This window comes from Brevundimonas sp. GW821-FHT12C05 (assembly GCF_058807475.1).
In genome coordinates, this window is sequence record NZ_JBXAQS010000006.1 from 66,007 (window position 1) to 86,061 (window position 20,055).

The 20,055-nt window shown below is 69.7% G+C and carries 10 protein-coding genes; 3 read left to right on the forward strand and 7 right to left on the reverse strand.

Going from position 1 to position 20,055, the window contains the following annotated elements; all coding sequences use genetic code 11:
* Positions 1 to 3: 3 nt before the first annotated feature.
* Entirely contained in the window at positions 4 to 288 is a 285-nt protein-coding gene (locus AC1RRF_RS16240; protein WP_492836404.1) for a YerC/YecD family TrpR-related protein, read from the reverse strand.
* Between the two features lie 76 nt (positions 289 to 364).
* On the opposite strand from AC1RRF_RS16240, the gene AC1RRF_RS16245 reads away from it, so the two are divergent.
* A complete protein-coding gene (locus tag AC1RRF_RS16245) occupies positions 365 to 1,726 on the forward strand; it encodes a DUF6880 family protein (RefSeq protein ID WP_492836406.1) in 1,362 nt (453 codons plus the stop codon).
* Between the two features lie 10 nt (positions 1,727 to 1,736).
* Here AC1RRF_RS16245 and AC1RRF_RS16250 read toward each other — a convergent pair whose 3' ends face one another.
* The 6 genes from AC1RRF_RS16250 to AC1RRF_RS16275 all read right to left on the reverse strand — a co-directional run bounded on the left by AC1RRF_RS16250 (position 1,737) and on the right by AC1RRF_RS16275 (position 10,582).
* A complete protein-coding gene (locus AC1RRF_RS16250; protein WP_492836408.1) occupies positions 1,737 to 3,374 on the reverse strand; it encodes a carboxylesterase/lipase family protein in 1,638 nt (545 codons plus the stop codon).
* Positions 3,374 to 4,687, reverse strand: a complete 1,314-nt coding sequence (locus AC1RRF_RS16255; RefSeq protein ID WP_492836410.1) for a spinster family MFS transporter — start codon at positions 4,685 to 4,687, stop codon at positions 3,374 to 3,376. Before AC1RRF_RS16255 ends, AC1RRF_RS16250 begins: the two co-directional genes overlap by 1 nt.
* Before the next feature lie 34 nt (positions 4,688 to 4,721).
* Positions 4,722 to 5,966: a serine hydrolase domain-containing protein gene (locus tag AC1RRF_RS16260; protein ID WP_492836412.1), complete on the reverse strand. Its 1,245-nt coding sequence runs from the start codon at positions 5,964 to 5,966 to the stop codon at positions 4,722 to 4,724.
* Positions 5,963 to 6,664, reverse strand: a complete 702-nt coding sequence (locus tag AC1RRF_RS16265) for a TetR/AcrR family transcriptional regulator (RefSeq protein WP_492836479.1) — start codon at positions 6,662 to 6,664, stop codon at positions 5,963 to 5,965. The genes AC1RRF_RS16260 and AC1RRF_RS16265 overlap by 4 nt, the downstream gene beginning before the upstream one ends.
* A 67-nt stretch (positions 6,665 to 6,731) precedes the next feature.
* Positions 6,732 to 8,297: an AMP-binding protein gene (locus AC1RRF_RS16270; protein ID WP_492836414.1), complete on the reverse strand. Its 1,566-nt coding sequence runs from the start codon at positions 8,295 to 8,297 to the stop codon at positions 6,732 to 6,734.
* Positions 8,298 to 8,410: 113 nt separating this feature from the next.
* A complete protein-coding gene (locus AC1RRF_RS16275; RefSeq protein WP_492836416.1) occupies positions 8,411 to 10,582 on the reverse strand; it encodes a TonB-dependent receptor in 2,172 nt (723 codons plus the stop codon).
* Between the two features lie 189 nt (positions 10,583 to 10,771).
* On the opposite strand from AC1RRF_RS16275, the gene AC1RRF_RS16280 reads away from it, so the two are divergent.
* Entirely contained in the window at positions 10,772 to 11,671 is a 900-nt protein-coding gene (locus tag AC1RRF_RS16280) for an SDR family NAD(P)-dependent oxidoreductase (protein ID WP_492836418.1), read from the forward strand.
* 154 nt (positions 11,672 to 11,825) lie between these two features.
* Positions 11,826 to 20,030, forward strand: coding sequence for an IPT/TIG domain-containing protein (locus AC1RRF_RS16285; protein WP_492836420.1), 8,205 nt, complete (start codon positions 11,826 to 11,828; stop codon positions 20,028 to 20,030).
* The last annotated feature ends 25 nt before the right edge of the window (positions 20,031 to 20,055 follow it).

Here is a 20,055-nt window from a genome sequence, read left to right on the forward strand (position 1 = left end):
AACTCAGGCTTTCAGTCGGTCCAGCACCAGGCGGTAGCCCTGATGCGGCATCTCTTTCAGGAACCGGGCGACCCGCACGACCGTGGTCGGGCTGGCCTGCGCCTCGGCGGCGATCTCGCGGTACGACTTTCCGCCCGCATCCAGCAGGCGGGCCACCTCCCACCGCTCGGCGAAGGCGCGCAATTCGGACGGGGTGCAGAGATCGGCCAGGAAGGCGTCGACCTCCTCGACCGTCTTCAGCGACAGCAGGGCGTCATGGAGCGCGGCTCGGGCGGGGGGGATCGTCATGCGTGTTCCATTATGCTGTAACAGTGGAACGCGCAAGGGCGTTTGTTCGGCTTCGCCGGAGGTCCTAGAAGACCGCATGGCCAAGCGCCCGACTCCCCCGAAGAAAACCCTGTCCGCCGCCAATCTGTCGGTGCTCGGCGCCGACCGGCTGGCCGGGCTGTTGATGGAGGTCGCGGGGGGCGACGCCCTGTGGAAGCGGCGGCTGCGCATGGAACTGGCGGGCGAGGTCGGGGCGCCCGACCTCGCGCTGGAACTGGACAAGCGGCTGACCGCGCTGGGCGACAGCCGGGTGCGGGTGTCCTGGCGCAAGCGGCCAGAACTGGTGCGCGATCTGCAGAGCCTGCGCCGCATGATCGTCGACCGGCTGGCCGAGCTGGACGCCCGGCTGGCCTTTGACCGGATGGTGGCGTGGTTCGACCTCTATCCGGGGCTCGCCGTGCGAGTGAAGGACCCCAAGGGCGAGCTGGCCGTGTTGTTCGACGGCGCGACGGCCGAACTGGCCACGCTGGCCTCGGCCCTGGGGCCGGAAGGCGCCGTGCCGATCCTGACCGACGCCCTGGCGACCCGGCTGTCGGAATGGGCCTCGTGGATCGGGCGCGGCGTGGGCGACCTCAGCCCTGCGGTGGCGTCAGGCCTGCTGGCCGAGCTGACCCAGGGCAAGCCGCGTCCGACCGGGCGGCTGGCGCTGGTGGTGCGCAAGCTGGCGGAGCGCAGCGGCGATCTCGACGCCTGGATCGCCGCCATCCCCGACGACGACCGCCATCGGCCCGAGGTCGGCTCGGTCATGGCCATGCGGCTGGCCGCCGCCGGACGGGTGGAGGAGGCGCGCGCCGCGCTGGAGGGCTCACGCCCCGCCGCCCCGCCGCCTTCGCGCTGGGGCCGCAAGGCCGAGCCCGCGCCCCCGCCGCCGGAACAATGGCTGGAGGCCGAGATCGCCGTGCTGGACGCCGAAGGGCGGGACGGGGAGGCGGATCAGGCCCGCTGGATTCTGTTCGAGCGCACCCTGTCTCCCGACGCCCTGCGCGCCATCATCGCCCGACTGCCGGACTTCGAGGACGTGCCTGCCCTGGACCGCGCCTTCGCCCATGCGGCGGCCTATTTCGACCCGGTGAAGGGGCTGGCCTTCCTGATGACCTGGCCCGCCCTGCGCGAGGCGGCGGAGATGATCGAGGCGCGGGGCGGGGAGCTGCGCGGCGGGCATGAGGACATCGCCCTGTGGGCGTCGCGCCTGTCCGCCCGCTATCCGGCGGCGGCGCTGATCCTGCTGCGCGCCCGGGCGCGGACGCTGGTCCGGCTGGGCTCAGGCATGACCGACGAGGTCGAGGGTTTGATCCATGAGGCCGAAAGCCTCGCGACTGAAGCCGGCGACGACGGCCATGCCGCCTTCGTCGCCGGTCTCAGGACCGACATGGGGACCTACCGGCCCCCGCGCCGCTAGAAAGCCGCCGCTAGCAGCCCTCGGCCGCCGGGGGCATGGGCGGCGAGGCCAGGCCGGTGTTCCAGTTCCAGCCGGCGGTCCCGGCGGCGCGGCGGCGGCACATGGTCTGTTCGTGCAGGTCGAACATGCCGGGGAACAGGCCGGTCCCGGGCTCCGGCGTGGCGCGGAAGGCGACGTAGGCGCCCGTGTCTCCATAGGCGGCCCACGTGGGGGCGTTCGCCGCCCGCGGCTGCCCGTCCTTGGCGAAGCTGGTCCAGTAGCCGACCATGGCGTCCGACAGGCGGGTCTCGTCGGCCGTTTCGGGGAGCTTGGGCCAGCGCGGCGGGGTGCGCGCCGGATTGCCGAACATGTAGGGCAGTTCGCTGGCGTGGAAGGCGTGCAGACCCGCGTCGTCCGCCGTCGGATAGCCGTGGTCGAACAGGTAGAGGTAGGACGGTTGTCCGGCCGCCGTCTGCGATCGCACCAGCCGCTCCGAGGTCCAGCCGTACAGGGCGTCCCGGCTGGCCGCGAGGATGCTCTCGCCCATGTCCGATGACGGATAGAGGCGCAGGAAGGCGTCCGCCATGTCGCCGTAGCGTTCACGGATGGCCTGCTCGTAGGCGGCGGCGCTGCCCGGAACAGGCGGGGCCAGCATGCGCAGCGAGCGGATCTCGCCGCTGTTGAAGCCGGTCAGCACCGGGACCTTGGCCTGACGGCCCCGGTCGAACACATCGACCAGCTGGGCAGGCAGGACGACGCCGTCGACCGCGCCGAAGGTGGCGAAGCCGCCCATGGCCGCGCGATCGGTCAGCACCTGCGGGTCCATGCCGCGCAGCACGCGCAAGCTGGGCGCCTGGAGGGTGCGCGACAGGGCCGCGCCGGCGTCCTCCGCGGAGGGCGCGCCGAAGCGGGCGGCTTTCAGCTCGGGCGTCGAAATCATGTAGGCGCTCTGGGCGATCGCCTTGTCGAACAGGCCCTGCGCCAGCGGCGAGGTCATCAGATAGAGGACGCTGAGACCCCCGGCGGACTCGCCCGCGATGGTGACATTGTCCGGATCGCCGCCGAAAGCGGCGATGTTGTCGCGCACCCACTGCAGGGCGCGGACCTGGTCCATCAGGCCGTAGTTGCCCGAGATGTGCGCCGGGCTTTCGGCGCTGAGATCCGGATGGGCCAGCCAGCCCAGCACGCCCAGCCGGTAGTTGATCGAGACCACCACCACGCCTTCGCGGGCCAGCCGGGCGCCGTCGTACAGCGTCTCCTTGCTGGAGCCGGAGACCAAGGCTCCGCCGTGGATCCACACCATCACCGGCGCCTTGCCGGCGGCGGACGGCGTCCAGACGTTCAGCGTCAGGCAGTCCTCGCTGGTCCGGCCCAGGTCGGACGAATAGATCGACTGAACGAAGGGCGTCGGCTGGATGCAGGCGGCGCCGAACTCCGTCGCGTCGCGGACCCCGTCCCATTGGGCGGCGGGGACGGGCGGCCGCCAGCGCATTTCCCCGACCGGCGGCGCGGCGTAGGGGATGCCCTTGAAGCCGAGGATGTCGCCGTCCGCCGCGCCGCGAACCGCGCCCGCGGGGGCGGTGACGACGGGAGCGGTCTGGGCGGCCGCGGAAAGCGGACCCGCGAGAAAGGCGAGGGCCGCGCCGGCGGCGAGGAGTTTGGCGATCATCAGGCGGCTCCCGCTCTGGAGGTGTCGCGGCCCAGCACCTTGGCCAGCCACAGGAACAGGCCGATCGCCACCAGATACACGGGGATCAGGGTGTAGAGCGCGATCTGCAATGAGTTCTCCGGGTGCGCCGCGCGGAAGAAGTCGCTGGCCGCGCCCACATAGGTCGGGCCCACGGCCATGCCGATGAAGTTCATCACCAGCAGCAGCAGGGCCCCGGACATCACCCGTTGATTGGGCTTCACCTCTTCCTGCACCAGCGCCACCGACGACGACAGGTAGAAGTAGTTCAGGAAATTCGGCCCCAGCATCAGCACCAGCGCCAGCGGCCACGACGGCGCCCAGACGAAGGCGATGTAAAGCGGCAGGGCCAGGGACAGCGAGATCGCCGGCAGCAGGGCGTAGGCCTTCTTGGACCGCCGGGTGTAGCGGTCGATCAGCCAGCCCGAGGCGAAGATGCCGCCGCCCATGCCGATGGCCACCACGAGGGCGTACCACAGGGCCACGTCGTTCAGGGTCATCCCCTTCTCGCGCATCAGGAACAGCACGGCGAAATTGCCCAGGCCATAGGTGACGATCTGGGTCACGCCGCTGCCCAGCGAGGCCAGCACCAGCGTCGGGGTCGAGAAGAACATCTTCACCGTGGCCCAGAAGCCGGCCCGGGGCGGGGCTGCGGCGTCCGGCGCCCGGTCCAGCCCGCCGCGCCGGGGCTCCTTGACCAGGAAGGGGGTGGCGACGGCGACCACCAGACCGACCGCGCCGATGGCGATGAAGGCGTCACGCCAGCTAAAGGCGGCGGCCACCGAGGCGCCGAAGGCGATGCCCAGCGCCGCGCCGACGGGCGGCCCCAGATTGTAGATGCCCAGCGCCATGCCGCGACGGCCCGGCGGGAAGTAGTCGGTGATGATGGCGTAGGACGGCGGCACGCCGCCCGCCTCGCCGAAGCCCACGGTCATGCGCGCCACGGCCAGTTGGCCGAAGCTGCGCGACAGGCCGCAGGCGATGGTCGCCGCGCTCCAGATCCCGCAGGCGACGGACACCACCCAGACCCGGTTGGTCCGGTCCGCCAGCCAGCCCACCGGGATGGCGATGAAGCAGTAGAAGAACGCGAAATACAGCCCGCCCAACAGGCCCAGCTGGCCGTCAGTGATGTGCAGCGCGTCCTGGATGGGCTTGGCCAGGATCGACAGCAGCTGCCGGTCCAGGAAGTTCAGCACATAGACGAACCACAGCACGCCCAGGGCGACCCAGGCGGGCCGCCCCACCGACGGTTTGGCGGTCGGCGGGCCTCCGGATTCGATCGGCGTTGCACTCATGCTCGTTTCCTCGGATGCGGGCCCGACGGCCCGTCTATTTTTCGGGATGGGTCAGCGCGGCGTAGGTGAAGGTGCGGGTCTGGGCGCGGAAGGCGTTGCTGACCGGATCGGCCATCCGCTGGATCAGGCCGATGAAGATCAGGTCATTCTCGGGATCGATCCAGAACCAGGTCCCGCCGCCGCCGCCCCAGCTCAACGTGCCCTTGCCCTCGGCCAGGCCGAGCCGCTTCGGGTCCTCGGTGATGGCGAAGTCCAGCCCGAAGGTCAGGGCCGGGCTGAAGGGCAGCAGGCGCAGGGGATTGTAGGTGTTCAGCACCGCATCGGGGATGACGTTGGTCGCCATCAGTTCGATGGTCTCAGGCTTCAGAATGCGCGCCCCGTCCAATTGGCCCCGGTTCAGGATCATCTGGCAGAAGCGGGCGTAGTCGGTCGCGGTCGAGACCAGACCCCCTCCGCCGCCTTCGAACCGAGGCGGGCGGGTGTAGTCGTTGATCGGCATGTCGAAAGCGTTCGCGGCGACCTTCAGCCCGCCCGCGCCGTCGTCGCAGTACATCTCGGCCAGCCGGTGAATCTGATCGGCCGGGACCTGGAAGCCGGTGTCGACCATGCCCAAGGGCGCGAAGATCCGGGTGCGGAGGAAGTCGCCGAACGCCTGCCCCGACAGCCGCTCGACCACCAGCGCCTGCAGGTCGGTGGCGATGGAGTAGAACCACTCGGTCCCCGGCTGGAACATCAGCGGGATCTTCGCCGCGCGCTCGACCAGGTCCTGATAGCCATGGGCCATCATCACGCCCGCCTCGCGATAGGCGCGCTCGATTGGATGCACGTCGAACAGGCCATAGCCGAACCCGGCGGTGTGGCTCATCAGCTCGCGCATCGTCGGCGGGCGGACGGCGTCCTCGGTCAGCATGGAGCCGTCCTCGGCGAGGCCCGCATAGACCTTCTGACCCGTCAGTTCGGGCAGATAGTCCGTGACCGGATCGTCGAGGCGCCAGCGGCCTTCCTCGAACAGCATCATCATGGCCACGCCGGTCACAGGCTTGGTCATGGAGTAGATGCGGAAGATGGCGTCGCGGCTCAGCGGGGCGGCGTCGCCCAGCCGCGCGTGGCCGAAGGTGGTGAAGGCGGCGACCTGTCCGTGGCGCATCAGCAGGGTGGCGGTTCCCGCCACCAGCCCCGCCTCGACCATGCCCGCCATATAGGCGTCGAGGTCGGCGAGACGGGCGGAATTGAAGCCGAGGGCCTCGGGGTCCGATGCGAACGGGAGGCCGCCGGTCATTCGCGCGCCTGCTTTCGCCGTTCCTCGGCGCGGTCGCGGCAGATGCCGATGAAGCCGTGGGCCATGAAGGACGCCATCCGCTCCTTGATCGCCTCGAAGTCGTCGGACCGGCATTTGCCGCCCGACAGGTGATCGATCCGGCCGGTGCGGGCCAGGCTCAGCGTCAGGGCTCCGGTGACGAAGTGATAGCCCCAGAACAGGTCCTCCTCGGTCGCCTCCGGCAGGGCCTGCCGCAGCAGGCCGATAAGGCGCAGCACGACCGGATCGAACAGCCGGTCCATGACCTCGGCGCCCCAGGCGGGGGTGTTGTTGATCTGGGCGCTCAGGGCCCCGAAATGCCGCCACCCGTCGCCACCGTTCGAATAGGTATCCAGGTCGGTGTCGAGGAAGGCGCGCAGCGCGCCCTCGACCGTCGGCTTGCCGCCGGCTGCCACTTCATAGGCGTCCAGGGCCTCCATGCGGCGTCCGCTGGTCACGGGCGCCCGGCGCGCCATGACCTTGTCGAACACTTCCTGCTTGTCGGTGAAGTAGTAGTGGACCAGCGATTTGTGGACCCCGACCTTGTCGGCGATGTCCTTGATCGTCACCCCGTAGAAGCCGTGCTGGGAGAACAGCTCCTCGGCCGCGTCGAGCAATTGCTCCAGGCTTTCGGCGCGTTGCTCGGCCTTGCGGCGCGGCTGGCGGGGCGGGGTGGTCATAGGCGGAACCTCAAGGCGGTCCGGCGCGCCACGGTAGAACGCCGACTCGATGGAGACGGCGGTCATCCTATGCGCCTCCATAGGTGGCGCGAAGCACGGCCTTGTTGATCTTGCCCGTGGCCGCCAGAGGCATGGCGGTCACGCGCACGATCCGCTCGGGGATCCACCAGTCGGCGACCTGGCCCTTCAGGGAGGCCTTCAGGTCGGCGTCGTCGATCTCCTGCCCGCGCGCCGGTTCGATCACCATCAGGGGACGCTCGCCCCATTTGGGATCGGCCCGACCAATCACGGCCACCAGTCCGACCGAGGGCAGGGCGCCGACGATCTCCTCGATCTCGACCGGGTTGATCCATTCGCCGCCCGACTTGATCAGGTCCTTGGACCGACCCGCCAGCGTCAGGTTCCCCTCGTCGTCCAGGATGGCCAGGTCGCCGGTGTCGAACCAGCCGTCCGCATCGACGGCGGGCTCGGCCGCGCCGAAATAGCGGTTCAGGACGCTCTGGCCCTTGACCTTCAGGTGGCCGACCGCGTTGCGTTGGTCGGGCAGGGGCGCGCCCCCGGCGTCGGTCAGCAGCAGGTCCAGCCCCAGGGGCGGGCGGCCCGATCCGCGCGCGGCGCCCGGCCGGTCGCTGCGCGGCGAGATGGCGCCCAGCGGCGACAGTTCGGTCATCCCCCAGCTGGTCTGCACGGTCGCGCCGAAGCGGCGCTCCATCCGCTGCAGCAGGCTGTCGGGGCAGCTGGAACCGCCGATGATGATGCGCTCCAGGCTGTGAGTCTCGGTTCCCGTGGCGTCGAGATGATCCAGCAGGCCCAGCCAGACGGTCGGCACCCCGACCCCCACCGTCACCTGATGCCGATCGATCAGCCGGGCCAGGCTGGCGCCGTCGGCGGCGCGCCCTGGCAGGACGAGGTCGGCCCCCACCGCGGGCGCCGCGAACGGCAGGCCCCAGGCGTTGGCGTGGAACATGGGCACCGCCACCAGCACGGCGTCGCTGGCCGTCAGGGCCATGGCGTCCGCCTGCAGGGCGCGGGTGGTGTGCAGATAGTTGGAGCGGTGGGTGTAGACGACGCCCTTGGGCGCGCCCGTGGTGCCCGAGGTGAAGCACAGGCCCGCCGGAGACGTCTCGTCGAACCGACCCCACTGCACCGGGCGCCCGCGCTCGGCCAGCAGGGTCTCCAGGTCGCTGACGTCGGCGCGTCCTGCGTCCGGCGTCTCGCCGTCCAGCAGGATCAGGCGTTCAAGGCAGGGGCAGGCGGCCAGCAGGGCCTCGGCCATGTCCCGCAACCCGGCGCCGACCGCCAGCACGCGGTCCTCGGCCTGAATGATCATGGCCGCCAAATGGGCGACCGTCAGCCGCGGATTGAGGGTGTGGCAGACCAGTCCGACGCCCATGGCGCCGTACCAGACCTCGACATGGTGCCGGGTGTTCCAGGCCAGGGTGGCGATGCGCTCGCCGGGCTCCAGGCCGAGATCGAGCAGGGCGCCTGACAGGCGGTTGGCGCGCTCGCGCAGGGCGGCGTAGCCGAGCACGGAGTCCTGGTCGTCGACGCCGGCGGTGATCACCCCCGCCTCGCCGTGCCACTTGGCGCCGTGATCCAGGAAGCGATCCACGGTCAGCGCGTAATCTTGCATGGGGCCGGGGAGCGAACCGATCATCCTGAAGCGAAATTCCAGACAGTTACAGGGGCCGGCGAACCGGCGAAGGGAACGGGGCGGCGATTGTCCGGGCCGCCCCGTCTTCAGGCTTAGAAGGTCTTCATCAGGTTGATGCCGAACTGCCGCGGCGGTCCGGCGTAGCGCAGGCCCGAGTTGACGGCGGCGATGTAGGTCTGGTCGGTCGCGTTGTGCGCATAGGCCGCGACGGTCCAGTCGTCGGTCTTGTAGCTGAGCAGCAGGTTGACCAGGTTGCGGGCCTCAAGCCGATCGCCGAGGGCCTCGTTGTTGAAGATGGAGGTCCAGGCCTCGCCGATGTGGGCGTAGTCGATGCGGGGCGACAGGGTCGCGCCGTTCGCCAGCTGGAAGTCGTACTGGACCCCGATGTTGAACGTCAGTTCCGGCGCATACCCCTGGGTGTTTCCATCCAGGTTCAGACAGTTGGGGCTGGCCGGACCGGTCTCGGCGTTGCACGTGCCGCTGCGCGCGACGCGCGGGTCGGCGGCGTAGAACTGACCCAGCTCCGAGTTGGAGACGGCGGCGCCGACATCCACGGTCCAGTCGTTGACGCGCATCTGGGCCGAGGCCTCCAGGCCCATCAGGACGGTCTCGTCGGCGACGTTGACGATCGAGCTGAACAGCGGGACGGCCGGATCGCCGACGACGACCTGGAAGCCCTCATAGGTCATGTAGTAGGCGCCCAGCTGGGTGCGGACCCGACCGCCGAACAGGGTCGATTTCCAGCCCAGCTCATAGTCGACCACGTCTTCCGGCCCGAACGAGCTGGCCGGCACATAGAAGTTCGGCGCGTTCAGCCCGCCCATCTTGAAGCCGGTGGCGACGAAGCCGTAGACGAAATTGTTGTCGTCGATCTTGTAGTTGATGTTCAGCTTGCCGGTGGTCTTCTCGGCGGTGACCTCGTCGTTCTGGACCAGCTGCAGGCCGAGCGCGGGGTAGGTCGTGTAGACGTTCTCGTTGCGCGAGGTGCTTTCCGACCAACGCGCGCCCAGCTGGATCTGCAGCCGGTCGGTGATGTCGTAGCTGACCTGACCGAAGATCGCCGTCGTCTCCTTCGGCGTGTCGCCGAAGATGTAGTAGTCGAACACGCCCTCGGGGAAGCCGACGTGGTAGGCGCCCTGCGGGAAGGTGGTGACCGGGAAGGTGACGTTGTCCTGCTGCCAGAAGGCGCCCAGCAGCCAGGTCAGGCGCTGGTGGTCGGGCGAGACCAGGTTGATCTCCTGCGACCAGACGTCTTCCTCGACGCGGTCATAGAAGGTGTTGTTCAGCGCGCTGGTGCCGTCCAGGTCGGTCGAGAATTCGCTGATCCCGTCCTGGTAGCCGGTGATTGAACGCAGGGTGATCCCGTTGTCGAACACATAGCTGACGTTCAGCGACACTCGCGCCGTCACGTCCTTGCCCGAGTGGGGGCCGTTGGCCGTGATCTTGAACGGATCGTTGGTCGACAGCGCCGGGTCGGCCGGATAGCCGCCGAAGTCCAGGCTGTTATAGTCACCCTTCAGCAGCACCCGCAGAGCCGGCGTCGGGGTCCACAGGAAGCTGGCGCGGACGCTGTTCATGTCCACGTCGCCGGGGCTGCCCTTATAGGCGCCGGTGATCTCGTGGAAGCTGCTGCGCTGCTCGCTGTTGACGGCGAAGCGGGCGGCCAGGGTGTCGGTGATCGGCACGTTCACCGCGCCCTGGAATTTCAAGTTGTCGTAGTTGCCGACCTGACCCATCACATAGCCGTTCACGCCCGAGAAGTCGGGGTTGCGTGAGGTGATGAAGACCGCGCCGCCCGTGGCGTTGGTGCCGGCGAAAGTGCCTTGTGGACCGCGCAGCAGCTCGACGCCGCCGATGTCGTAGTAGGGCTCGGTCTGGAAATAGCCGGGGAAGACCGGCACCCCGTCGCGATAGGTGGTCACGCCCACGCCGATGGCGGTGGTGGGCTCTGACTTGCCGATGCCGCGGACGTTGAAATAGTTGCCCTGGCCGAAGTTCTGGACCGTCGTGGACGGGGCGACGAACTGCAGCTGCTCCAGCGAGAAGACGCCGCGGTCGTCCAGGCTTTCGCCCGACAGCACGGTCGCGGCGACGGCGGTGGTCTGCAGGTTGCTGGTGCGGCGCTCGGCCGTGACCACGACCTCGCCCAGCGAGGTAGCCTCATCCCGCGGATCAGTCTGTTGCGCGGCGGTGTCCTGAGCCTGCGCGGCTCCGGCCCACAGCAGGACGGCGGCGGATGTCGTCAGCCAGAGCTTGCGCCCCATGGTCTTCCTCCCTCGATGTTTCCTCGGGCGCTCTGACGGCGCCGTGACCATGACCGTCTCACCGATTCAATCCTTCGTCAATCCTCACCCGTCGGCTAGTGAATGTTGACCTTTTGGTCAGGATCATCAGAGTGCGCTCGCCCTGAGCCGGGCGACAGCGGCGAAGACCGGAACAGTCGGGAGACCAGCATGACCATCGATCTCAAGGGCCGGGTGGCCATCGTCACGGGCGCCGGCGGCGGGCTGGGCCGCAGCCATGCGATCGCCCTGGCCCGGCATGGCGCCAGGGTGGTGGTCAACGATCTGTCGGGCGCCGCGTGCGAGGCGGTCGCCTCCGAGATCACGGCCTCGGGCGGCGAGGCGATCCCCTGGACCTGCAGCGTCACCGACCGCGAGGGCGTCTTCGCCATGGTCGCGGGCGTGGTCGAGCGCTGGGGCGGGATCGATATCCTGGTCAACAACGCGGGCATTCTGCGCGACCGGACCTTCGCCAAGATGGATCTGGACGACTTCGCCCTGGTGCTGGACGTGCACCTGATGGGGTCGGTCAACCTGACCAAGGCCGCCTGGCCGCACATGCGCGACAAGGGTTACGGCAGGGTGATCTTCACCACCTCATCGTCTGGCCTTTACGGCAATTTCGGTCAGGCCAACTACGGCGCCGCCAAGATGGCGCTGGTCGGGCTGATGCAGACCCTGGCGCTCGAGGGGCGCAAGTTCGACATCCGCGTCAACTGCCTGGCCCCCAGCGCGGCGACGCGGATGACCGAAGGCCTCTATTCGGAGGACGACCTCAAGGGCCTGTCCACCGACCTGGTCAGCCCGGGCGTGGTCGCCCTGGCCGCCGAGACCGCGCCGACGCGGACCATCCTGCTGGCGGGGGCGGGGGCCTTCGAACAGGCGCACATCACCATGACGCGGGGCGTCCATGTCGGCGACGCGCCGGACGCCGCCGACCGGATCGAGGCGCAGTGGTCCCGCATCGCCGACCGCGCCGGGGAACAGGTCCCCGAGTCGGGCGCCGCCCAGTACACCCACGAGGTCCGGCACCCCGATCGGACCACGGACGGCGCGCTCGACGCGGCCTGAGGGCGGCGCCGGACTGGTACGGGCATCTCCCATTCTGGGACGCATGGGCATGGGCTTCCGCTCCGTCCTGTTATAAGAAACCGTGTTCGCTGGACCTTAGTGCCCGGCGGAGATTGACCCGTCGCGTTCGCGGCGGGGGTCGGGGGAAGTTGAGATGTTCGGTATTCTGAAGTCGGTTTTCGGCCGTGCGGGCGCCTGTGCGCGCGTTCTGCTGACGGTGCTTGTGGCCTTGATCGCGCTCGCCGCGCCGTCGGCCGCCTTCGCCCTGTCCGCGGCCTGTACGTCGATCAACAACAACCAGATCGCCGTCGGCGCGGGCAATAACGCTCCGGGGACCCTGTCCGGCACCTATGCCATCGGCAATCAGAGCTTCGGCGGTGAGCAACTGAGCAGTTCGAATTATTCGGACTTCAATCAGCCCCTGGCGCCGGGCGAAGTCATCCACTTCAACTGGACCCGCAATTCGGGCACCGGCTATGTCCAGATCACCCTGCAGGAGCAGAGCGGCTTCACGCTGCGGTCGGGCTCGACGGAGAACGTCACCGCCGGCTCGGGCTCGGGCAGCATTACGGTCGGCGCCGCGAACGACATCTTCAACATCGCGGTCACCAACTATTCGGTCGATGCGGCGAACGGCGTCACCAACGCCGCCGAAGCCGGCCGCAACAACTCCAGCGTCACCTTCAACATCAGCTGCTCGGCGCCGGCGACGCCGCCGACGGTCAGCGCGGTCTTCAACGCGTCCCCCATCAACCTGGGCAGCAGCCGTCAGCTGCAGATCACGATCACCAACCCGACCGCCTCGGCGATGACGGGGGTCTCCCTCGCGGCCGCCGCCCTGCCGGTGAACGTCAACGGCAGCACGCCGGCGACCAACTGTCCCAGCGCCACGGCCACCTACAACGCCGGGACCAGGGCGTTCAGCCTGTCCGGCGGAACGCTCGCCGCCGGCGCCAGCTGTCTGTCCACCCTGACCGTGACGCCGACGGCGGCGGGCAGCTACACCTATACGACGGGCGCCGTCTCGGCGACGGGAGTGACCGGAGGCACGGCGACCACCGGAGCCCTGGTCGTCAACGCCGTTCCGACGGTGACGTCGATCAGTCCGACCGCCGGTCCGACCGGCGGGGGGACCTCGGTCACCATCACCGGGACCAACTTCACCGGCACGACCGGCGCCGCGGGCGTGAAGTTCGGCGGAACCAATGCGACGAGCTATACCGTCGTCAGCAACACCACGATCACCGCGACGGCTCCGGCCAATTCGGCGGGCACCTACGACATCACCGTCACCAACGCCGGCAACACCAGCGCCACCTCGGCGGCGGACCAGTACACCTACATCAACGCGCCGACGGTGACCTCGATCTCGCCGACGGCGGGCCCGACCTCGGGCGGCACGACGGTGACCATCACCGGCACGGGCTTCGGAGCCGCCCCCGGAACCGGCGCGGTGAAGTTCGGCGCGACGAACGCGACCTACACCATCAACAGCAACACCCAGATCACCGCGACGTCGCCGGCGAACTCGGCGGGGACCTACGACATCACCGTCGCCACCCCGGGCGGGACCAGCGCCACCTCGGCGGCGGACCAGTTCACCTACATCGCCGCGCCGACCATCACCTCGATCTCGCCGACGGCGGGACCGACGGCGGGCGGAACCTCGGTCACCATCACAGGGACGAACTTCACAGGCCTGAGCGCCGTGACCTTCGGCGGAACCGAGGCCACGGGCTTCACCTTCGTCAACGCGACCACCATCACCGCCACGGCGCCGGCCGCTTCGGCGGGCACGGTCGATATCCGCGTCACCACTCCGGGCGGGACCAGTGCGACCAGTGCATCGGACCAGTTCACCTACGTCGCCGCGCCGACCATCACCTCGATCTCGCCGACGGCGGGGCCGACGACGGGCGGGGCCTCGGTCACCGTCACGGGGACGAACTTCACCGGCGCGACCGCCGTGACCTTCGGCGGAACCGCGGCCAGCTTCACCTTCATCAACGCCACCACGATCACCGCCACGGCGCCGGCCGGCGCGGCCGGCACGGTGGATATCCGCGTCACCACGCCGGGCGGGACCAGCGCGAACAGCGCGGCGGACCAGTTCACCTATGTCACGCGACCCACGGTGACATCGGTCTCGCCGACCGCCGGACCGACCGGCGGCGGGAACACGGTGACCATCACCGGCACGGGCTTCGCAGCGGCGGCCGGAACCGGTGCGGTCAAGTTCGGCGCGACCAACGCGACCTATACGATCAACAGCAACACCCAGATCACCGCTACGGCTCCGGCCAACTCGGCGGGGACCTATGACATCACCGTCACCACGGTGGGCGGCGCCAGCCTGACCTCGGCGGCGGACTGGTACACCTATGTAACCGCCCCGACGGTGACCTCTGTCAGTCCGACGTCCGGCCCGACCAGCGGCGGCACGACGGTGACCATCACCGGCACCGGCTTCGGAGCTGCGCCCGGAACCGGCGCGGTGAAGTTCGGCGCGACGACCGCGACCTACACGATCAACAGCAGCACGCAGATCACGGCCACGTCGCCGGCCAGCGCCGCGGGGACGTATGACATCACCGTCGCGACCCCGGGCGGGACCAGCGCCACCTCGGCGTCGGACCAGTACACCTTCGTCGCGCCGCCGGTCGCGAGCTCGCAGACCTTCGGCTCGATCGTCGCTTACAACGAGGGTTCGAACCAGACGACGAGCATCCCGGTCTATCTGTTCGTCACGGGCGGGGGTACGCCGACCAACTTCGCGGTCGGGTCGGCCACGACGGCCCAGGGCGGATCCGTCTCGATCGACAGCTCGGGCAACGCGACCTACACGCCGCCGGTCGGCTTCCGGAACGCCAACGACAGCTTCACCTATACGGCGACGAACCAGGGCGGCACGTCCGCTCCGGCGACCGTCACCGTCACCATCGGCAATCCGACGATCACGGCCACCCTCCCGTCCAGCACGGCCACGGTCGAGCGGGTCTATAACGCACTCGGCAACCCGGTGACCTTCTCGGGCGGCCGGGCGGGATACACCGTCAACAGCATCAGCGGTCTGCCCTCGGGCCTGACCGACGCGGGCGGCGGCGTCATCAGCGGCGCGCCGGCGGCGAACGGCACCTTCACCGTCAACGTCAATGTCACCGACAGCTCGCTGGGTGCGGGGCCTTACACCGCCAACCTCACGGCGACCCTGATCGTCAACCTGCCGCCGGCGCCGGTGGTCTCGTCCTTCAGCATCAATGGCCTGAGCTACAATAACGGTTCGGCCACGGCGACGACCTTCAGCGCGGCCCCGCACTCGACCGAGAGCCCGACCGGCTACCAGGTCGGCGCCTCGTCCTACGGCGCGACGGTCAGCGTCGATAGCGCCGGTCTGATGAGCTACACCCCGCCGTTCGGTTTCCGCGGCACCGATACCTTCAACTACGTCGCCACCAACTCCGGCGGCACCTCCAACGTCGGCCAGGTCTTCGTGACGGTGAACGACCCGGTCTTCGCGGTCAGCCTGCCGGCGGCGACCGGCACGGTCGGCCAAGCCTACAACAGCGGCGGGTCGACGGTGACGATCACCGGCGGCAATGCGCCGTACAACAACTTCTCGGCCAGCGGCCTGCCGACGGGCCTGACGATGGACTCCTCGGGCGTGATCTCGGGCGTCCCCACGACCGCGGGCTTCGCCACCATCGTGGTCACGGTCACCGACAGCTCGGGCGGCAACGGCAGCTACACCAGCACGGCTTCGGCGACGCTGAACATCGCGGCGCCGACCATCGTCCTGTCGCCGGGCGCCGGTGCGCTCCCGGGCGCCCAAGTGGGCGTCGCCTACGGCCAGAGCGTCACCAGCACGGGCGGCGTCGCGCCGATCACCTTTGCCGTGACGGCCGGCTCCCTTCCGCCGGGCCTGAACCTGGACACGGCCGGCGTGATCTCCGGCACGCCCACGGCGACCGGCGCCTACAACTTCACCGCAACCGGTACGGACAACAGCGGCAACAGCTACACCGGCGCCGCCAACTACAGCATCACGGTTGTTCAGGGCGTCCAGACGATCAGCTTCGGCGCCCTGTCGAACGCCTCGCTCTCGGCGTCGCCGCTGACCCTGTCGGCCACGGCGTCCTCGGGCCTGACGGTCGACTTCGCCTCGACCACGACCGGCGTCTGCACGGTCTCGGGGACCACCCTGACGCTGCTGCAGACGGGGATCTGCTCGATCACCGCCAGTCAGGCCGGTGATGGAACCTGGACTGCGGCGACGGATGTGGTGCAGAGCTTCACCGTCACCCCGGCGAACCTGACGATCAACGCGGACCCGGCGTCGGGCCTGCAGGTCGGCGCCAGCTATAGCCAGGCTAACCCCGCCGTGGGCGGCGTGGCGCCCTATACCTACAGCCTCCGCGCCGGAGCCTTCGTTCCGGGGACCAGCGTCAACGCCTCGACCGGGATCGTTTCGGGGACGCCCACCATCGCGGGCACCTTCTCCTACATCATCCGCGTCACGGACGATCAGCCGCTGACGGCCGACACCGGCGTCACGACGGTGACGATCGCCAAGGGGAACCAGACGATCAGCTTCACTTCGACCGCGCCGGCCGGCGCCTCGGTCGGCGGCGGCGCCTATAATGTGGCCGCGGCTGCATCGTCCGGCCTGACGCCGACGGTCATGATCGACCCCAGCGCCGCCGCGGTCTGTTCGATCTCGGGCGGGTCGGTGACCTTCCAGTCGACCGGAACCTGCGTGATCAACGCCAACGAGGCGGGCGACTCCAACTGGAACGCGGCGTCCCAGGCGCAGCAGAGCTTCACCGTCGGCGCGGCGGTTGCGATCGGTTCCTCGGTCAGCTTCTCGCCGTCCTCGCTCGGCGTCGGTCAAACGGGCGTGGCGACGATCACCTTCACCAATCCGAATGCTTCGGCCTCGCCCAATATCGCTCCGCTGTTCAGCGGTTCGCCCTTGGTCAGCCGTGGCGCACTGGGCGGCTCCTGCGGCGCCAGCGGATCGGATAGCGGCGCGAACTTCCAGTTCAACGGCTTCAGCATCCCGTCGGGCGGCTGCACCGTTACGATCGACTACACCGCCGTCACGGCGGGCTCGAGCATCGGCTTCACCCTGGGCGCGTTCACGCCGAGCGGCTATCCGACCACCTCGGCGGTCGGCAGCGGCGCCTTTGTGGTCGTGCCCGTTGTCACCGGCGTCTCGCCGAACTCGGGCCCGGTCAGCCAGGTGGTGACCGTCAGCGGCGCCGGCTTCAGCACCACGCCGGGCAACAACACCGTGACCTTCGGCGCGGCCGGCAACGGCGCCGTCACCGCGGCGAGCTCGACCTCACTCACGGTCACCGCGCCGGCCGCCGGCTCGGGTCCGGTGGCCGTGACGGTCACCGTCAACGGTCAGGCCAGCACCACTTCCAGCGCCTTCACCTTCATCGATCCGCCGATCGCGGCCGACAAGTCGGGCGTCGCGGTGCCCTACAACAGCAGCGGCACGGCGATCGACCTGTCGAACGCGATCACCGGCGGTCCGCACAGCAGCATCGCCCTGGGCGCCGCTGCGCAGCACGGAACGACGACGATCGCGGGCGATGAGGTGACCTACACCCCGATCGCCGGCTATTTCGGCCCCGACAGCTTCACCTATACGGCAACTGGCGCAGGCGGGACGTCGAACGTCGCGACGGTCAGCATCGTCGTTGCGACCCCGGCGGCGCCTGTCGCGACGGACAAGAGCGGCGTCGCGATCCCGTACAATTCGACGGGTACGGGGATCGATCTGTCGATCTCGATCACCGGCGTCCATTCGGCCATCGCCGTCGCCACGCCGCCGCAGCACGGCTCGGTGACCATCGCCGGCGATGTGGCGACCTATACGCCGACCGCCGACTACTATGGCGCTGACAGCTTCACCTACACGGCTACCGGCCCCGGCGGGACTTCGGCCCCGGCGACGGTGACCGTGACGGTGGCGAACCCGCCGGCTCCCACGGTTTCGGGCCGCAGCGGCGTCGCCGTCGGCTACAACAGCCCCGGTACGGCGATCGACCTGTCGGACGCGGTCGGCGGCGTTCACGCCTCCATCGCCGTCGCGACCCCGCCCGCCCACGGCGTGGTCACCATCGCCGGCGACGTGGCCACCTATGTCCCGACCGCGAGCTACTTCGGTCCGGACAGCTTCACCTATACGGCGACGGGCCCCGGCGGGACCTCGGCCCCGGCGACGGTGTCGCTGACGGTGGCGACCCCGCCGCCGCCGGTCGTCACGCCGCCGACCACTCCGGTGGTGGTGCCGACGCCGCCCGCCGGCAACGGCCCGCCGCAGCCGGTCACCGTCAACCTCGGCAGCCAGAGCAACGGCGTCATCGACGGCTATCGCATCACCGCGACCAGCCAGCACGGCACGGCGACCATCACGACCGTCGCGGCGCCCCTGGCCCAGACGGCGGGGGAGGGCGGTCCGCAAGCCGCGCCCGGTGACTATCAGCTGGTCTACACCCCGGCGGCCAACTTCATGGGCACGGACACGGTGACCGTGGTGGCCTTCGGCCCGGGCGGCGACTCCGCGCCGGCGACCTTCACCTTCCAGGTCGCGGGCAAGGCGCCGGACCTGCAGGGGGCGACGCCGTCGAACACCGCCATCGCCTTCACCCCGACCTCCGGCCTGGTGGGCGGTCCGTTCCAGGCCCTGCGCATCACCCGCGCTCCGGCCTTCGGCGTAGCCACTGTCAACGGGCTGACGATCGTCTTCAATCCGGGCGCGGCCAACGGCGGCTCCACCTCGCTCGACTACGTCATCGACCTGCCGTTCGGCGCGTCGGCGGCGGGCCGGATCGACCTGGTCTCCAACCTGGTCCCTGGCTCACAGGCGCTGACGGCGACCACCGTCCAGGGCCATCCGGTCACCACCCGGATCAGCGCGGTCCCCGGCGGTCCGTTCAGCGGCGCGGCCGTCGTCTCGATCTCGCCGACGACGGCGGGAACCGCGACCATCACGGGCTCCGGCGCGAACTGGGACCTGACCTTCACTCCGGCCGGGACCTTCTCGGGCGTCGCGACGGTCAACTTCACCCTGACCAACACCGCGGGCACGACGGCCAGCACCCTGGCGGTGACGGTCGAGGCGCGCCCCGATCCGTCGCAGGACGCCGAAGTCAGGGGGGTGGCCACCAGTCAGGTGACCTCCGCCCGCCGCTTCGCCGACGCCCAGATCAGCAACTTCCAGCGCCGTCTGCAGGACCTGCATGATGGGGATAACGGATCGTCCAACGGCGTCAGCCTGAGCCTCGGCTTCGGCGCCCAGAACGACGCCGACAATGATCCCCGGACCGCCCTGCGCCGCCAGCTGGGCGCCCGCGAGACGATCGATCCGGATACGATCGGCCGGGACCGCGACCGCGACATGCTGGGCCTCGACCTGTGGGCCGGGCGTCAGGCCGGACCGGACGCGGTCAGCGCGACCACGGACCGGCTCAGCGCCGTACCGTCGTCGTCCCAAACCGGTCGCCGCTCGGCGGTCGGCTTCTGGACCGCCGGTTCGGTGGACTGGGGCCGCCAGGACGCACGGGGCCAGCGCGACTATCGCTTCACCACCCAGGGGGTCACCGCCGGCCTCGACGTGCGGGTCTCCGATCAGCTGATCGTGGGCGGCGGCCTGGGCTACGGCGAGGACAAGACCAAGATCGGTGATCAGGGCTCGGTCTCCAACGGCAGCGGCCTGACCGGGGCGCTGTACGCCAGCTGGCGTCCGGCCGAGGCCTTCTACATCGACGGCGTCCTCGGCTGGTCGAACCTGGACTTCGACTCGCGCCGCTGGGCGGCCGGGCTCGGCGGCCAGCCGGACGCCTATGCCGAGGGTGAACGCTCGGGCGACACCCGCTTCGTGTCGGCCGCCTTCGGCCGCATCCTGCGCGGCGACGGTCAGACCAGCGAGATCTACGCCCGCGTCGATGCGCGCTCGATCTCCCTGGACGGCTTCACCGAAACCGGGGCGGGGCTCGCCTCCCTGGCCTGGGACGCGGTGAATCAGGACAGCCTGTCAGCCAACCTGGGCGCGGCGTGGCGCTGGACGATCGAGCATCGCCGCTTCGGCCAGGTGCGGCCGTCGGCGCGGATCGAGTGGTCGCACGAGTTCGAGGACATCGGCGATCAGGGCGTGCGCTACGCCGACTGGGCCGCCAGCCCGACCTATCTGGTCCCGCTGGATGCCTGGTCGCGCGACAGCCTGCGCCTCGACCTGGGCGCCGACTGGTCGGTCAACGACCGGTTGGTGCTGGGGGTCGGTTATCGCGGCGCCTTCGGCGATGCGAGTTCGAGCCACGGCGGCGAGATCCGCGCCAAGTTCGACTGGTAAGGGGATGGGGCCTCTTCGGCGGTCC

Bases quoted from the DNA above. Each gene is read 5' to 3' on its own strand.
- AC1RRF_RS16240 (WP_492836404.1), bottom strand. From the start codon at position 288: ATGACGATCCCCCCCGCCCGAGCCGCGCTCCATGACGCCCTGCTGTCG.
- AC1RRF_RS16245 (WP_492836406.1), top strand. From the start codon at position 365: ATGGCCAAGCGCCCGACTCCCCCGAAGAAAACCCTGTCCGCCGCCAAT.
- AC1RRF_RS16250 (WP_492836408.1), bottom strand. From the start codon at position 3,374: ATGATCGCCAAACTCCTCGCCGCCGGCGCGGCCCTCGCCTTTCTCGCG.
- AC1RRF_RS16255 (WP_492836410.1), bottom strand. From the start codon at position 4,687: ATGAGTGCAACGCCGATCGAATCCGGAGGCCCGCCGACCGCCAAACCG.
- AC1RRF_RS16260 (WP_492836412.1), bottom strand. From the start codon at position 5,966: ATGACCGGCGGCCTCCCGTTCGCATCGGACCCCGAGGCCCTCGGCTTC.
- AC1RRF_RS16265 (WP_492836479.1), bottom strand. From the start codon at position 6,664: ATGACCACCCCGCCCCGCCAGCCGCGCCGCAAGGCCGAGCAACGCGCC.
- AC1RRF_RS16270 (WP_492836414.1), bottom strand. From the start codon at position 8,297: ATGCAAGATTACGCGCTGACCGTGGATCGCTTCCTGGATCACGGCGCC.
- AC1RRF_RS16275 (WP_492836416.1), bottom strand. From the start codon at position 10,582: ATGGGGCGCAAGCTCTGGCTGACGACATCCGCCGCCGTCCTGCTGTGG.
- AC1RRF_RS16280 (WP_492836418.1), top strand. From the start codon at position 10,772: ATGACCATCGATCTCAAGGGCCGGGTGGCCATCGTCACGGGCGCCGGC.
- AC1RRF_RS16285 (WP_492836420.1), top strand. From the start codon at position 11,826: ATGTTCGGTATTCTGAAGTCGGTTTTCGGCCGTGCGGGCGCCTGTGCG.